This window comes from Streptomyces sp. NPDC043908, assembly GCF_056435525.1.
In genome coordinates, this window is the sequence record NZ_JBWKEI010000004.1 from 68,994 (window position 1) to 84,266 (window position 15,273).

A 15,273-nucleotide genomic window follows, 5' to 3' on the forward strand; every position below is an offset into this window, starting at 1 on the left:
CGACAGAGACCTATCGACATATTTATAGTTGTGTCCGGCGGGGGATGTCGTGAGGCGGTTCGGGACGGGAGGGCACGCATGGACCTCGCCCTGCTGCGGACGTTCGTCACGGTGCACCGCGCGGGCTCCTTCACCCGCGCCGCCGCCCTGCTCGGCCTCTCCCAGCCCGCCGTGACCAGCCAGATCCGCACCCTGGAGCGGCAGTTGGGGCGGCCGCTGTTCCTGCGTCAGGCGCGCGGAGTGACACCGACGACCGTCGGCGACGAACTGGCCCAGCGGGCCGCCCCGCATCTGGACGCCCTGGTCGAGATAGCGGAGTCCGGCTCGTACGAGGAGTCGGGTGTACGCACCCTGCACCTCGCCGGGCCCCCCGAGTTCACCTCGCTGCGCGCTCTGCCCACCCTGACCTCGCTCATCCCACAGGGGATCGCCCTGCGGGCCTCCTTCGGCAACGCCGAGGAGGCCCTGGAGGGTCTGGCCGCCGGCCACCACGACCTGGCGATCGCCACCGCCCGGCCGCGCGGGCGGCTGCTCTGCGCGACCCCGCTCTGCGACGAGGAGCACGTACTGGTCGCCGGGGTGCGCTGGGCCTCGCGGGTCGCGCCGGGGGCGCTGCGGCGCGGGGGCCCCGGCGTACTGGAGCACATTCCGGTGGTGGAGGTGCACGAGTCGCTCCCGTTCGTCTCGCGCTACTGGGCCGCGGTCTTCGACACCAAACCGGCGGCGGCGGGCACGGTGATCGCGCCCGATCTGCGGGCGGTCATGGAGACGGTGACCGCCGGTGCCGGCCTGGCCGTACTGCCGACCCGCCGGTACCACCGCTGCGGACCTACTTCCTGGCGGTGCGCACCGGCACGCTGGCCCTGCCGCACATCGCACGCTCGCGGGAGTGGCTGCTGCGCGCCGCGGTCGACTGGAGCTGAGTGAAGTTTCGCGGGCGCCGCCACGGGCCACATTCCTCCCATGACCGTCCGACCCGTGGTCAAGCGCACCGCACGAGCCGTCCTGCTGGACGGCGACGACCTGATCCTGATCAAGCGCACCAAGCCCGGCATGGATCCCTACTGGCTCACCCCCGGTGGCGGCGTCGAGCCGGAGGACTCCACCGTCGTCGAGGCGCTGCACCGCGAGGTGCACGAGGAACTCGGCGCGAAGATCACCGACGTGGTGCCCTGTTTCGTCGACACCGTCGAGCACATCGGCGCCGACGGCGGCGCGACCGGCGTGAAGGTGCAGCACTTCTTCGTCTGCCGGCTCGAATCCATGGACGCATCACTGCGGCACGGCCCGGAGGTGGAGGAGCCCTGCGGGGAGTACGAGATCGTCCGGATCCCGTTCACCCGCGTCGGCATCGCCTCCGTCCACCTCGTGCCGCTGTCGCTGCGGCACTACCTGGACGGCAACATCGAGGGCGTCCGCGCGATGCACGCGCCCGACCTGGGCTGACCCCCCGCCGGGCGCGGCACGCCTCAGTGGTTCGCCGCGACCAGCTCCTCGACGGAGTCGTGCCGGATGCGGTCCGAGGGGATCCCGATGTCCCGGAGCGTGGTGACCCCGCTGCGGATCATCCCCGGCGGTCCGGAGACATAGGCGTCGTACGACGTCCACGGCCCGTACTCGCGCACCGCGTCCGGAAGCCGCCCGTCGAGCCCCCGGCCCGGGCCGCCCGAGACCACCGGCCGTACCGACAGCCAGGAGTGCGTCTGCTGGAGCCGCATCAGAGTGTCGATGTCGTAGAGGTCGTGGTTGCTGCGGGCTCCGTAGAAGACCTCGACGGGGCGCCGCTCGCCGTACCGGGCGACATCCTCGACCAGCGCCTTGATGGGCGCTATGCCGGTGCCGCCACCGAGGCAGAGCAGGCCGTTGTCGGTGCTGTGGTCGACCACCATCGACCCGGCGGGCGGCCCCAGACGCAGGGTGTCCCCGGGACGTGCGCGATGGACCAGGGCGCCGGAGACCCAGCCCGCCGGAACCGCTTTGACGTGCAGCGACAGCAGTCCGTCGGTGCGGGGCGCGGAGGCCAGCGAGTAGTGCCGCCAGATCCGCGGCCACCAGGGCGTCTCCAGTGTCGTGTACTGCCCGGCCAGGAAGGGGTACGGCTGGTCGGGGCGGAGGGTGACCACCGCGATGTCCGGGGTCCGCAGGTCGTGCGAGACGACCTCGGCGTACCACCAGGCCGGCTGGAGCTGCTCGTCCGCGTCCGCCGCGTCGATCATGATCTGCGACATCGTCGTGTACGCCCGGACCCAGGCGGCCTGGGCCGCCTCGTCCCAGGTGGTCCCGGCGTACCGGGCCAGCGCCCCGATCAGCGCCTCTCCGACGGCCGGGTAATGCTCGGGCCGGGTGCCGTACTTACGGTGGCCCCGGCCCAGCTGGCGAAGATATTCAGTGAGTGCGGCGGTGTTCTCCAGATGCTCGGCGGCCGTGAGCAGCGCCTTGAGCAACCGGTCCCGCTGGGCGTCCATCGCTGCCGGGAAGAGCGTGCGCAGCTCCGGGTCGCCTATGAAGAGCAGAGCGTAGAAGTACGACGTGACCTTGTCCGCTAAGGGTGCGATCTCCGCGAGAGTGCGGCGTATCAGCACAGCGTCGGTCGACGTGTTGGTCGGAGCGTTCATCCTTGTGTCTCGCCTCGAACCTCTGGCCGCAGTTGCCGACGTCCGGGAGTTCCGTCACTCCCGTACCGGAGCATGTCAGCTTCGCGGCGGGTACGGGGCCACATAGCAGGAATACCGGGTATCCGAACCGGCATTCCCGTTAGGCTCGTGCGACCTGTGCCGGCGCGTAGGCCTCACGGAGGTCTCCTCCGGAGGAGGTGTGCGTGGCGGAGTCGTCGATGTTTCACGTGAAACCACGCACCTGCTCCCCGGTCCATGTTTCACGTGAAACATCCAGGACGAAGGCTGACAGAGCGTGGCCGAAAGCAACGTGCTGTATGCGCAAAACGGTGGACGGAGCATGGGTTCATCGGACAGCCTGATCTCCATGCCCTCACCGCTCGACGAGCTCCCGATCCGCCGCCTGACCATTGACGACCTCGTTTCCTGCGCCGACCTCTCCGAGAACCGGGGCTGGGCACGCGAGGAACACAAATGGGGACTGCTGCTCACCGCGGGAACCGGCTACGGCCTCGACGACCCGGACGGCAAGGGGCTGGTCACCGCGTGCGTGGTCACCTCGTACGAGGATCTCGCGGCCATCGGAATGGTCCTGGTGGCCGAGAAGTACGCACGGCAGGGCGTGGGGCGGCGCCTGATGCGGCACGTGCTGGGGGAGCTGGGCGACCGGCCGGTCACCCTGCACGCCACGGCGTACGGACAACCGCTCTACGAACAGCTGGGCTTCGAGACCACCGGCCGCGCCGAGATGGTCCGCGGCCACTTCCGCCCCTCGGGCCCCGCCCCCACCGTGGCGACCCGCCCGGCGACGGCGGAGGACCTGCCCGCGCTGCTGCGCCTGGACGCCGAGGTCTTCGGCCGCGACCGGACGCACATGATCACCAGGCTGCCCGCCTTCGCGGACCAGCTGCGGGTCGCCGAGGACTCCGGAGGCCTCATCGGCTACGCGGCGCTCTGGCCGAACATGGAGACCCACGTCGTGGGCCCCCTGGTCGCCCGTGACACCGAGACCGCGAAGGCGCTGGTGGCCTCGCTCGCCGCGGGGACGGACCGGCCGTTGCGCACCGATGTCGACGTACGCCACGAGGAACTGCTCGACTGGCTGAAGGCGAACGGGCTGGAACCGCTCCCCTTCTTCAACGCGGTCATGACCCGGGGCATCCCCGGTCTGCCCGGGGACTGGACCCGCCGCTTCGCCCCCCTGACGGTCGCCGCGGGCTGACGCACGTCCGCCGTACGGAGAGGGGCGCGGGATCTCTCCGTACGGCGATGGGGTCGGCAGGGGTTCAGACGAGCCGCTGGACGGCCTGCGTGGCGAAGCCGTGGTCCTGCTCGGGGGAACCGCCGCCCACACCGATGGCCCCGATCAGGCGGCCGTCACGGTGGACGGGGACACCGCCCGCGATGAAGAGCAGCGGGCGGTCGAGCGCGGTCGGCAGGGTGTGGAAGAGCCCACCGGGCTGGACCGCGTCGACGAGGTCGGCGGTGGCCGTGCCGAGCTGGAGCGCGGTGTACGCCTTGCGGGTGCTGGTCTCGCCCGCGATCAGGACGGCGCGGTCGTCGCGGCGGAAGGCCAGCAGGTGGCCGCCCGCGTCCAGGACGGTGACCGCGACAGTGGCCCCCGCCTCCTCGGCCGCGGCACGCGCCGCCTCCACGAGGGCTTCGGCGTCCTGGATGGTGAGCGGGGCTACGGCGGTGGTGGTGCTCATCGGATGACTCCTTGGTGCGTGCGGTGGAGCGGCCGGCCGGGGGCCGGTTGCCGCGGGGGTGGTCAGTGGTGCGCCGCGGTGGCGCGGGCCGGCTCGGGCGCGCTGCCCGTGACGATCCGGCCGCCGGTGCCCGTACGCCTCTCCAGGGCGCTGGAGACGAGGGCGAGGACGAGCGCCGAGGCGGCGAGCGCGGCGCCGACCCAGTTCGGGGCGGTGTAGCCGAGCCCGGCGGCGATCACGATCCCGCCGAGCCAGGCGGAGAGCGCGTTGCCGAGGTTGAAGGCGCCGATGTTCACGGCGGAGGCGAGGGTGGGCGCACCCGCCGCCTGGTCCAGGACCCGCTTCTGCAGCGGCGGTACGGTCGCGAAGCCGAGCGCGCCGATCAGGAAGACGGTGACGGCCGAGGCCGCCTTGTCGTGGGCGGTGAGGGTGAACAGGGCCAGCACGACGGCGAGGCCGCTCAGCGACGCGTAGAGCATCGGCATCAGGGCCCGGTCGGCGAAGCGGCCGCCGATCAGGTTCCCGGCGACCATGCCGAGGCCGAAGAGGACGAGCAGCCAGGTGACGGAGCCGTCGGCGTAGCCGGTGACATGGGTCATCATCGGGGTGATGTAGGTGATCGCGGCGAAGACGCCGCCGAAGCCGAGCACGGTCATCGCCATGGCGAGCAGGACCTGGACGTTGCGGAACGCGGCGATCTCGTGGCGCAGCCGGACGCCCTCGGCCTTCGGCATGTCGGGGACGAGCTTGGCGACGCCCAGGAGGCCGACCACACCGAGCGCGGCCACGACGAAGAACGTGGTGCGCCAGCCGATCTGCTGGCCGACCAGGGTGCCCAGCGGGACACCGATGACGTTGGCGACGGTGAGACCGGTGAACATCATCGCGATCGCCCCGGCCTTCTTCTCGGGGGCGACGAGATCGGCGGCGACGACCGAGCCGATACCGAAGAACGCGCCGTGCGCGAGCGAGGCGACGATCCGCCCGGCCAGCATCAGCCCGAAGACGGGCGCGACGGCGGAGAGCACGTTGCCGACGATGAAGAAGCCCATCAGCAGCATCAGCATGCGCTTGCGGGAGATCCGGGTGCCCAGGACGGTCATCAGCGGGGCACCGAGGACGACGCCCAGCGCGTAGCCGGTCACCAGGTAGCCGGCCATAGGGATGGTCACGCCGTAGGTGTCGGCCACTTCCGGGAGCAGCCCCATGATCACGAATTCGGTGGTGCCGATACCGAACGCCCCGATGGCCAGGGCTAGGAGCGCGAGTGGCATGGGATGGCCAGCCTTCCAGGAGATTGCACGAGCGCCTTACGAGCGTTCACAATAATTGCAGACGCGGGTTAATTGCAAACGCGGGCTATTGCAGTCGTGGCCTATCCTGGTCTCAAGCCGCTCCGGACGGAGGACAGACGCATGACCGCGACGGACCCCGCACTCACCGCCCTCTCGCAGGGCTGGTGTGCCCTCTCGCTGCTGCACGGCAGGATCGAGGCCCATATCGAGCGGGCCCTGCAGTCGGGGCACGAGCTGAGCGTGCGCGAGTACTCGCTGCTGGACGTCCTCGGCCGCCAGCACAGCGGCCCGGGCGGTCATCTCCAGATGAAGCAGGTCGCCGACGCCGTCGTCCTCAGCCAGTCCGCCACCACCCGGCTGGTCACGCGCCTGGAGGACCGCGGGCTGCTGACCCGCTATCTCTGCGACACCGACCGGCGCGGGATCTACACGGACGTCACGGAGGCCGGCCAGGAGCTGCTCGCGGCGGCCCGGCCCACCAACGACCGCGCCCTGCGCGAGGCACTCGACGAGGCCGCGCGGAACCCTGAGCTCGCCCCCCTGGTCAGGGCCGTCGAGCAACTCCGCGTCCCCGCCCAGCCCTCCCCGGCGGAGCTTTCCCCGGCGTAGTCTCCGGGCCATGAGCGATCTTGAGATAAGGCCCGCGACGGCCCAGGACATCCCCGCGATCGTGGCGATGCTGGCCGACGACCCGCTGGGCGCCCAGCGGGAGTCGCCGGGCGACCTGACCCCGTACCTCGCCGCCTTCGAGCGGCTGGCCGGCGACCCCCATCAGCACCTGGTCGTGGCCGTCCGCGACGACCGGGTCGTCGGCACACTCCAGCTGACCGTCATCCCCGGCCTGTCCCGGCGCGGGGCCACCCGCTCGATCATCGAGGGCGTCCGCATCCACGCCGATGAGCGCGGCGGCGGCCTCGGCACCCGGCTCATCGAGTGGGCCGTCGAGCAATCCCAGCACCTGGGCTGCCAGTTGGTCCAGCTCACCTCGGACGCCACGCGGATCGACGCGCACCGCTTCTATGAGCGGCTCGGTTTCGAGGCGTCCCACCTGGGCTTCAAGAAAGCCCTCTGACCCCCGGGGACGCAGGGCCCGGCCGCCCCGGGGGCCGTGGGAGGTTTCACGTGAAACGTGGCGTCGCCACGTTTCACGTGAAACATCAGACTCCGCGCCAGCCCTCGGGGTCGACCCCTCCCGGGACCACCTCGGCCGGTCCGTACGGCTCCCGGGTGAAGACGAACGACCCGAGGTCGAGATGGCTCACCGAGCCGTCCGGCCGGCGGACCGCCCGCAGGATCTCGCCCTGGTAGTAGCCGTTGAGGCCGACCCAGCTGCCGTCCGCCCGCGCCTCGAACCTCGACGCGCGGCCCTGACCGCGCAGCGGCTCCAGCGCCATCGTGCCGTCGGCGTTCAGCCGCAGGCCGTAGGTGTACGTCCCCCAGTACCAGGGGCCGGTGAGCTCCAGCAGGGACGGGTCGACCTCGGACAGGGGCCGCCACGGCGCGGGGAGTTTCGGCTCGGCCTCGATGACGGTCCGGATGAGATCGGCGGCGACCGACGGGGCCGTCCCCGACGTGGAGTTGGTGAGGACGGCCGCCCCTACCCCGTCCTCCACGCTGATCCAGAGTCCGGCGACGAACCCCGGCAGCGAACCCGTGTGACCGGCGAGGGTGCGGTGGCCGCCCTGGCGGCTCAGCTGGACCCCCAGCCCGTAGTTGTTCTGCCAGTCCCCCGCCTCGGGCGGTGCGGACGGGGTCCGCATCTCCCGTACGCTCGCGGCGCTCAGCACCCGGTCGTCCCCCTCGGCGAGGAACGCGGCGAAGCGGCAGAGGTCCGCAGCCGTCGACCACAGCTGGCCCGCCGGAGCCATCAGCCCCAGGTCCTCGGCCGGCTCGGGAAGCAGGGCGTCGGCCCACGGGTGCACGGCCCAGCCGCCTGCGTGCGGGGCCACCGGCCGGGTGCTCGTCCTGGTCAGTCCCAGCGGATCGAGGACCTCGCTCCGCAGAGCCTCCTCCCAGGACACCCCCCGCACGGCCTCGATCAGCGAACCGAGCAGCGTGTACCCGGGGTTGGAGTAGTGGTGCAGCCTGCCGACCGGATGCGGCTGCGGGTTCTCCCCCAGCACGTCCGAGAGCTCCGGACGCAGCGCGGCCGAGCTCCGCTCCCACCAGGCCCCGGGAGTCTCGGCGGCCAACCCCGCGCTGTGGCCGAGGAGTTGGGCGATGGTCACCTCACCGACCCCGGTGCCGGGCAGGTGCTTCTCCAGCGGGTCCCCGAGGTCCAGCAGCCCCTCGTCGCGCAGTCGCAGGACCAGCACGGCGGTGAAGGTCTTGGTGATGGAGCCGATGCGGTACTGGACGTCGGCGTCGGGGCCGTGGCCTTCGACGGAGGTGCGCGAGCCCGTCCAGACGATGCGGCCCTCGCGGACCACGGCGGCGACCAGCGAGGGCAGCCGCCCCTCGGACTGGGCGACGGCCAGGCGGTGGATCAGCGCGCGTTCGGTACCGGGCAGGAGGCCGGCGGGGGCCGTGGTCATCGGCGGGGCGCTCGGCACATGCGGGGATGAGGTCATGCCCCAGGTGTATCTCCGCACTCCACAGCCGTCGAACGGTTTTCCCCCGACACGCACCGGACGTACGCGTCGTACGGTCCATCCGTTCGCCACGGCCCCGGGGACGAAGCCCGGATCAGGTCTGCGCCATGTCCACGAAGCGCGAGTAGTGGCCCTGGAAGGCCACCGTGATCGTGGCCGTCGGGCCGTTACGGTGCTTGGCCACGATGAGGTCCGCCTCGCCCGCGCGCGGGGACTCCTTCTCGTACGCGTCCTCGCGGTGCAACAGGATGACCATGTCCGCGTCCTGCTCGATGGAGCCGGACTCACGCAGGTCGGAGACCATCGGCTTCTTGTCCGTACGCTGCTCGGGGCCACGGTTCAGCTGGGAGAGCGCGATGACCGGGAGCTCCAGCTCCTTGGCGAGCAGCTTGAGGTTTCGGGACATGTCCGAGACCTCCTGCTGGCGGCTCTCGGCGCGCTTGGAGCCGCCGGACTGCATCAGCTGGAGGTAGTCGATGACGACGAGCTTGAGGTCGTTGCGCTGCTTGAGCCGGCGGCATTTGGCGCGGATCTCCATCATCGACAGGTTCGGGGAGTCGTCGATGTAGAGCGGGGCCTGGGAGACGTCCGGCATCCGGCGGGCGAGGCGGGTCCAGTCCTCGTCGGTCATGGTGCCCGAGCGCATGTGGTGGAGCGCGACCCGGGCCTCGGCCGACAGAAGACGCATCGCGATCTCGTTGCGGCCCATTTCGAGGGAGAAGATCACGCTGGGCAGGTTGTGCTTGATGGAGCAGGCCCGGGCGAAGTCCAGCGCCAGCGTGGACTTACCCATGGCGGGCCGGGCCGCGATGACGATCATCTGGCCCGGGTGCAGACCGTTGGTGAGGGAGTCGAAGTCGGTGAAGCCGGTCGGCACACCGGTCATCTCGCCGCTGCGGGAGCCGATCGCCTCGATCTCGTCGAGCGCGCCCTCCATGATGTCGCCGAGGGGGAGGTAGTCCTCGCTGGTGCGCTGTTCGGTGACCGCGTAGATCTCGGCCTGGGCGGAGTTGACGATCTCGTCGACGTCGCCGTCCGCCGCGTATCCCATCTGCGTGATCTTGGTGCCCGCCTCGACGAGACGGCGGAGCACCGCCCGCTCGTGGACGATCTCCGCGTAGTACGAGGCGTTGGCCGCGGTCGGGACCGACTGGACCAGGGTGTGCAGATACGAGGCGCCGCCGACGCGGGTGATCTCGCCCCGCTTGACCAGCTCGGCCGCCACGGTGATCGGGTCGGCCGGCTCGCCCTTCGCGTACAGGTCGAGGATCGCCGTGTAGACGGTCTCGTGGGCCGGGCGGTAGAAGTCATGGCCCTTGATGATCTCCACGACGTCCGCGATGGCGTCCTTGGAGAGCAGCATGCCGCCGAGGACGGACTGCTCGGCGTCGATGTCCTGCGGGGGGACCCGCTCGAACCCGGACGATCCGCCGCCGTCCCAGGACTCGCTCTCGCGGCCCCGGTCGTGCTGGTCGTCGCGGCCGCGGCCCCGTCCTTCGGCGCGGCGGGGGCGGGAGACGGGCAGACGGTCACCCGGACCGCTGTCGGCCCAGGGGTCGTCCAAGGGCTCGGGAATGCTCACCGGGCCACCTCCTCCCGTCCGCTCCGCGGACCTAGCCGTGCCACTCTTTCTACGGCACGGCACTGACAAAACGAGAAGCCCGACTCCGGTTCCGGCGCGTCGGGCGCCGGTCCACGTTAGGCCCGTCGGCACCGTCAGCCAATCTGGTTATCCACAGGCCATGTGGACGACGGACCAGATGCTGTGGAGAACTCCGCAGAACCTGTGCACGGACCGGGGGACAGCACTGTGGACAAAGTCATAGCCCACCCGGCACCACCCGCTTGACCTGCGGTTTTTCCGTCCACCGGCTGTGGGGGAGAAAAACTTTCCCGGCTGGCCCAAGATCACGACAAACGGCGCACAGCCGAACCGCACTCCGGTTCCAAGGTAAGGATCGCATTGGCATTGCATCTATTACCTGTGGAAGATTAGATTGAGTTCATGACACAGGCCCCCGTGGCACCGAGGAACACCCGGCGCCGACACGACCGCGAGATCGTCTCGCTCGCCGTCCCCGCCTTCGGCGCCCTGGTCGCCGAGCCGCTCTTCGTCATGGCCGACAGCGCGATCGTCGGCCACCTCGGCACCCCGCAACTGGCCGGTCTGGGCATCGCCGCGGCCCTCCTCACCACCGCCGTGAGCGTCTTCGTCTTCCTCGCCTACGCCACCACGGCCGCCGTCGCCCGCCGCGTCGGCGCCGGAGACCTGCCGGCCGCCATCCGCCAGGGCATGGACGGCGTCTGGCTCGCCCTGCTGCTCGGTGCCGGCGTCATCGCCGTCGTCCTGCCCGCGGCCCCCTGGCTCATCCACCTCTTCGGAGCCTCGGACACCGCCGCCCCCTACGCCGTCACCTATCTGCGCGTCTCCTCGCTCGGTATCCCCGCCATGCTCGTGGTGCTCGCGGCCACCGGCATCCTGCGCGGCCTCCAGGACACCAGGACGCCGCTCTATGTGGCCATCGGCGGTTTCACCCTCAACGCGGCGCTGAACGTCGGGCTCGTCTACGGGGCCGGCCTCGGCATCGCCGGCTCCGCCTGGGGCACCGTGACCGCCCAGGTCGCGATGGCCGCCGTCTACCTCCGCGTCGTCGTACGCGGGGCCCGGCGCCACGGCGCCTCACTGCGTCCCGACGCGGCGGGCATCCGCGCCAGCGCCCAGGCGGGGGTTCCGCTGCTGGTCCGTACGCTCTCGCTGCGGGCCGTCCTGATGATCGCCACCGCCGTGGCCGCCCGCCTGGGCGACGCCGACATAGCCGCGCACCAGATCATCCTGTCCCTGTGGAGCCTGCTGGCCTTCGCTCTCGACGCCATCGCGATCGCCGGGCAGGCCATCATCGGGCGGTACCTCGGCGCGGAGGACACCGAGGGCGCCCGCCAGGCATGCCGGCGCATGGTCGAGTGGGGCATCGCGGCCGGGGTGGTGCTCGGTCTGCTGGTGGCGGTGGCGCGGCCGCTGTTCATCCCGCTCTTCACCGGCGACGACACGGTCCGGGACGCTCTGCTGCCCGCGCTCCTGGTGGTCGCCCTCTCCCAGCCGGTCTCCGGGATCGTCTTCGTCCTCGACGGAGTGCTCATGGGCGCGGGCGACGGCCCCTATCTGGCGTGGGCGATGCTGCTGACGCTCGCCTGCTTCGCCCCGGTGGCGCTGCTGGTCCCGGCGTTCGGCGGCGGGCTCACCGCCCTGTGGTGGGCCATGGCCCTGATGATGTCGGTCCGCATGCTGACGCTCTGGCTCCGCGCCCGCTCGGGGCGCTGGCTGGTCACGGGCGCGACGCGCTGAGCACCTTCCGGCAGGGGGCATGTTTCACGTGAAACATCGCCCGCCGCCGACAACGGCGAAGGGCCGCACCCCGGAGGGTGCGGCCCTTCTTATGCTCTGCTGAGCGATGCCCTTAGGCGGCGACGACCTCGACGCCAACCTTCGCGGCAACCTCGGCGTGCAGACGCACGGACACCTGGTGCGCGCCCAGGGTCTTGATCGGCGAGCCGAGCTCGACGCGACGCTTGTCCACGTCCGGGCCACCGGCAGCCTTGATCGCCGCAGCGACGTCGGCCTGGGTGACGGAGCCGAAGAGACGGCCGGCGTCGCCGGAGCGAACAGCCAGACGCACCTTCACGCCTTCGAGGCGGGCCTTGATCTCGTTGGCCTGCTCGATGGTGGCGATCTCGTGGATCTTGCGAGCACGACGGATCTGCTCGACGTCCTTCTCGCCGCCCTTGGTCCAGCGGATCGCGAAACCACGCGGGACCAGGTAGTTGCGAGCGTAGCCGTCCTTGACGTCGACGACATCGCCGGCGGCACCGAGGCCAGAGACCTCGTGGGTGAGGATGATCTTCATTTTTCGGTCACCCTTCCCTTATCGCGCGGTGGACGTGTAGGGCAGCAGCGCCATCTCACGGCTGTTCTTGACGGCCGTGGCGACGTCACGCTGGTGCTGCGTGCAGTTGCCGGTCACGCGGCGGGCACGGATCTTGCCGCGGTCGGAAATGAACTTCCGCAGCATGTTCGTGTCCTTGTAGTCCACGTAAGCGGTCTTGTCCTTGCAGAAAGCGCAGACCTTCTTCTTAGGCTTGCGCACAGGCGGCTTCGCCATGGTGTTTCTCCTGTGTGATCAAGAAGTGGGGGTACGGGCTGCCCTAGAAGGGCGGCTCGTCCGAGTAGCCGCCGCCGGAGCCGCCGGAGCTTCCGCCCCAGCCGCCACCGCCGCCACCCTGCTGCTGGCCGCCGCCGGCCGGTGCGCTGGAGGCCCAGGGGTCGTCGGCGGGAGCGCCGCCGCCCTGCGGGCCGCCACTGGGGGCTCCACCCCAGCTGCCACCGCCCTGCTGCTGGCCACCACCGCCGCCGTAACCACCCTGGCCGCCTCGACCGGTGGTCTTGGTGACCTTGGCCGTGGCGCTCTTGAGGCTGGGGCCGACTTCCTCGACGTCCAGCTCGTAGACCGTGCGCTTGACGCCCTCGCGGTCCTCGTAGGACCGCTGCTTCAGCCGGCCCTGCACGATGACGCGCATGCCTCGCTGGAGCGACTCGGCGACGTTCTCCGCCGCCTGACGCCAGACCGAGCAGGTCAGGAAGAGGCTTTCGCCGTCCTTCCACTCATTGGTCTGACGGTCGAAGGTGCGGGGAGTCGACGCGACACGGAACTTCGCGACGGCCGCACCGGACGGGGTGAAGCGCAGCTCGGGGTCGTCGACGAGATTGCCGACGACCGTGATGACGGTCTCGCCTGCCATGGGTGAACCTCTCGGCGGGGATTGCTGCTGGCTGCTGTGTTGCTACTCGGAACCCGATGACTTCTGAGCGGAAGCTCAGTGGGTCTCGGGACGGAGGACCTTGGTCCGGAGGACCGACTCGTTCAGGTTCATCTGACGGTCGAGCTCCTTGACGACCGCAGGCTCGGCCTGGAGGTCGATGACCGTGTAGATGCCCTCGGGCTTCTTCTTGATCTCGTAGGAGAGACGACGACGGCCCCAGGTGTCGACCTTCTCGACCTTTCCGTTGCCCTCACGGACGACGGAGAGGAAGTTCTCGATCAGGGGGGAGACAGCGCGCTCCTCCAGATCGGGGTCGAGGATGACCATCACCTCGTAGTGACGCATGTGGAACCCACCTCCTTTGGACTCAGCGGCCACGGTCGTTCCGTGGCAGGAGGGTCGTGATGCGTGAACAACGGTATCCGCCGCCACTGACAATCCCGCTCCGAGAGAGGGGGACCGCGTCCTGGCCAGGGCAGACACCGGTGCAGACCGTACAGAGTACCTGCACACAGGCTTCCGGTTGAAATCCGGCGGTCAGGGGCCGCAATCTGTACACATCGGGTGTGCGCGGCGCTACCCTTCGCCGCGCTCCGCTTCCGCCAGGAGGTGCCTCATGGCACAGGCAATGCGATCGAACTCGTCCGTCGTCTCCCTCTTCGCCACCGACGGCAAGCCCCATCCCCTTCAGGACGCCTTCATGGCGGTGACCGTCGTGCTCGGCGCACTGGCCTTCATCACGGCGTTCTTCCACAACCTGCACCTGCTCAGCTCCTGGGCGGGCCTGGTGGGGATCCTCACGGGCGCGTACGGACAGTTCATCTCGGTGACGACCCGCGAGCGGTTCCTGCTGATCCTCGGGCTCGGCGCCGCCGCCGTGGGCTTCTTCCTCGGCATGGCCCATGGCGGTCTCTTCGGCGGCGTCATCGGCCGCTGAGGACACCCCGCACCCGCTCAGGTCCGTACAGCCATCCGGGGCGCTCCCCGGGCGCAGTAGGCTTCGGCGCGAGAGCCGGAGCCCCTGTACCCATGGGGACACACCTGCCGAGGAGCGCCCCGCATGAGCCTGACCCTGAGGACCATCAGCCGTGAGCAGCATCTGGCGTACATCCAGAGCCTGCCCGCGGCTAGCCACTGCCAGGTCCCGGCGTGGGCTGATGTGAAGACCGAGTGGCGCTCGGAGAGCCTCGGGTGGTTCGACAAGACCGGTCAGATGGTCGGCGCCGGCCTGGTGCTCTACCGCCAGCTGCCGAAGATCAAGCGGTACCTCGCGTACCTGCCCGAGGGCCCGGTCATCAACTGGTACGCCCCGAACCTCGACGAGTGGCTCCAGCCGATGCTGGCGCACCTCAAGCACCAGGGCGCGTTCTCGGTGAAGATGGGCCCGCCGGTCGTCATCCGCCGCTGGGACTCGGCCGCCATCAAGTCCGGCATCCAGGACCCGGACGTCAAGCGTCTGCGCGACGTCGAGGCCACCCACATCGAGCCGCGTGCCTTCGAAGTGGCCGACCGGCTGCGGAAGATGGGCTGGCAGCAGGGCGAGGACGGCGGCGCGGGCTTCGGCGACGTGCAGCCGCGCTACGTCTTCCAGGTGCCACTCGCCAACCGCTCGCTCGACGACGTCCTCAAGGGCTTCAACCAGCTGTGGCGCCGCAACATCAAGAAGGCCGAGAAGGCCGGCGTCGAAGTCGTCCAGGGCGGCTACGAGGACCTGGCCGAGTGGCAGCGGCTGTACGAGATCACCGCCGTCCGCGACCACTTCCGCCCGCGCCCGCTCTCGTACTTCCAGCGCATGTGGACGGTCCTCAACAACGAGGACCCCAACCGGATGCGGCTCTACTTCGCGCGCCACAACGGCGTGAACCTGTCGGCGGCGACGATGCTCGTCGTGGGCGGGCACGTCTGGTACTCCTACGGCGCCTCCGACAACATCGGCCGTGAGGTCCGGCCCTCGAACGCGATGCAGTGGCGGATGCTGCGCGACGCGTACGCCATGGGCGCGACCGTCTACGACCTGCGCGGCATCTCGGACTCGCTCGACGAGACCGACCACCTCTTCGGTCTCATCCAGTTCAAGGTGGGTACTGGTGGTGAGGCCGTCGAGTACGTCGGCGAGTGGGACTTCCCGCTGAACAAGCTGCTGCACAAGGCGCTCGACATCTACATGTCGAGGCGCTGACGGGCACGTAGTCCCGTCCCTTCCCACCTCTGACACACCGCAGCCACCAGAAAGGTTCCGGAACCGGCC

The 15,273-nt window shown here is 70.2% G+C and carries 15 protein-coding genes and 2 pseudogenes; 8 read left to right on the top strand and 9 right to left on the bottom strand.

Annotation, left to right across the window (positions count from 1 at the left end):
* The first annotated feature begins 78 nt into the window (after positions 1–78).
* Positions 79–923 (top strand): annotated as a pseudogene (locus AC069K_RS10930) (LysR family transcriptional regulator).
* Between the two features lie 40 nt (positions 924–963).
* A complete protein-coding gene (locus AC069K_RS10935; protein ID WP_365102697.1) occupies positions 964–1,446 on the top strand; it encodes an NUDIX hydrolase in 483 nt (160 codons plus the stop codon).
* Between the two features lie 23 nt (positions 1,447–1,469).
* Here the strand turns inward: AC069K_RS10935 and AC069K_RS10940 are convergent.
* A pseudogene (locus AC069K_RS10940) lies at positions 1,470–2,597 on the bottom strand (globin domain-containing protein); the annotation flags it as partial.
* 385 nt (positions 2,598–2,982) lie between these two features.
* Here AC069K_RS10940 and AC069K_RS10945 point away from each other — a divergent pair.
* Complete coding sequence (locus tag AC069K_RS10945; RefSeq protein WP_478615201.1) at positions 2,983–3,837, top strand: GNAT family N-acetyltransferase; 855 nt, start codon at positions 2,983–2,985, stop codon at positions 3,835–3,837.
* Between the two features lie 64 nt (positions 3,838–3,901).
* On the opposite strand, the gene AC069K_RS10950 is transcribed toward AC069K_RS10945, so the two are convergent.
* Together AC069K_RS10950 and AC069K_RS10955 are read right to left on the bottom strand one after the other, a co-directional pair.
* The gene (locus tag AC069K_RS10950; protein ID WP_365102703.1) at positions 3,902–4,324 is read right to left on the bottom strand and encodes a GlcG/HbpS family heme-binding protein; all 423 of its coding nucleotides are present in this window, start codon (positions 4,322–4,324) and stop codon (positions 3,902–3,904) included.
* Between the two features lie 62 nt (positions 4,325–4,386).
* Positions 4,387–5,598, bottom strand: coding sequence for an MFS transporter (locus tag AC069K_RS10955; RefSeq protein WP_365102706.1), 1,212 nt, complete (start codon positions 5,596–5,598; stop codon positions 4,387–4,389).
* A 141-nt stretch (positions 5,599–5,739) separates the two neighbouring features.
* On the opposite strand from AC069K_RS10955, the gene AC069K_RS10960 reads away from it, so the two are divergent.
* Together AC069K_RS10960 and AC069K_RS10965 are read left to right on the top strand one after the other, a co-directional pair.
* A complete protein-coding gene (locus AC069K_RS10960; RefSeq protein WP_358831794.1) occupies positions 5,740–6,228 on the top strand; it encodes a MarR family winged helix-turn-helix transcriptional regulator in 489 nt (162 codons plus the stop codon).
* A gap of 10 nt (positions 6,229–6,238) precedes the next feature.
* Entirely contained in the window at positions 6,239–6,691 is a 453-nt protein-coding gene (locus AC069K_RS10965) for a GNAT family N-acetyltransferase (protein WP_358831793.1), read from the top strand.
* Positions 6,692–6,776: 85 nt separating this feature from the next.
* On the opposite strand, the gene AC069K_RS10970 is transcribed toward AC069K_RS10965, so the two are convergent.
* A complete protein-coding gene (locus tag AC069K_RS10970) occupies positions 6,777–8,153 on the bottom strand; it encodes a serine hydrolase domain-containing protein (protein WP_478615204.1) in 1,377 nt (458 codons plus the stop codon).
* Positions 8,154–8,304: 151 nt separating this feature from the next.
* The gene (gene dnaB / locus AC069K_RS10975; protein ID WP_365102828.1) at positions 8,305–9,774 is read right to left on the bottom strand and encodes a replicative DNA helicase; all 1,470 of its coding nucleotides are present in this window, start codon (positions 9,772–9,774) and stop codon (positions 8,305–8,307) included.
* 441 nt (positions 9,775–10,215) lie between these two features.
* Here dnaB and AC069K_RS10980 point away from each other — a divergent pair, with 441 nt between their 5' ends.
* The gene (locus AC069K_RS10980; protein WP_478614571.1) at positions 10,216–11,553 is read left to right on the top strand and encodes an MATE family efflux transporter; all 1,338 of its coding nucleotides are present in this window, start codon (positions 10,216–10,218) and stop codon (positions 11,551–11,553) included.
* A gap of 112 nt (positions 11,554–11,665) precedes the next feature.
* Here the strand turns inward: AC069K_RS10980 and rplI are convergent, their stop codons facing one another.
* The 4 genes from rplI to rpsF all read right to left on the bottom strand — a co-directional run bounded on the left by rplI (position 11,666) and on the right by rpsF (position 13,370).
* The gene (gene rplI / locus AC069K_RS10985; protein WP_067162187.1) at positions 11,666–12,112 is read right to left on the bottom strand and encodes a 50S ribosomal protein L9; all 447 of its coding nucleotides are present in this window, start codon (positions 12,110–12,112) and stop codon (positions 11,666–11,668) included.
* 18 nt (positions 12,113–12,130) lie between these two features.
* Positions 12,131–12,367, bottom strand: a complete 237-nt coding sequence (rpsR, locus tag AC069K_RS10990) for a 30S ribosomal protein S18 (RefSeq protein WP_005315025.1) — start codon at positions 12,365–12,367, stop codon at positions 12,131–12,133.
* 43 nt (positions 12,368–12,410) lie between these two features.
* The gene (locus tag AC069K_RS10995; protein ID WP_358831791.1) at positions 12,411–13,004 is read right to left on the bottom strand and encodes a single-stranded DNA-binding protein; all 594 of its coding nucleotides are present in this window, start codon (positions 13,002–13,004) and stop codon (positions 12,411–12,413) included.
* 75 nt (positions 13,005–13,079) lie between these two features.
* Positions 13,080–13,370 carry a 30S ribosomal protein S6 gene (rpsF, locus tag AC069K_RS11000; RefSeq protein WP_067162183.1) on the bottom strand — a complete coding sequence of 97 codons (291 nt, stop codon included), beginning with the start codon at positions 13,368–13,370 and terminating at the stop codon, positions 13,080–13,082.
* Positions 13,371–13,641: 271 nt separating this feature from the next.
* On the opposite strand from rpsF, the gene AC069K_RS11005 reads away from it, so the two are divergent.
* Together AC069K_RS11005 and AC069K_RS11010 are read left to right on the top strand one after the other, a co-directional pair.
* The gene (locus AC069K_RS11005) at positions 13,642–13,962 is read left to right on the top strand and encodes a hypothetical protein (RefSeq protein ID WP_358831790.1); all 321 of its coding nucleotides are present in this window, start codon (positions 13,642–13,644) and stop codon (positions 13,960–13,962) included.
* Between the two features lie 123 nt (positions 13,963–14,085).
* A complete protein-coding gene (locus AC069K_RS11010; protein ID WP_358831789.1) occupies positions 14,086–15,204 on the top strand; it encodes a lipid II:glycine glycyltransferase FemX in 1,119 nt (372 codons plus the stop codon).
* Positions 15,205–15,273: the final 69 nt, after the last annotated feature.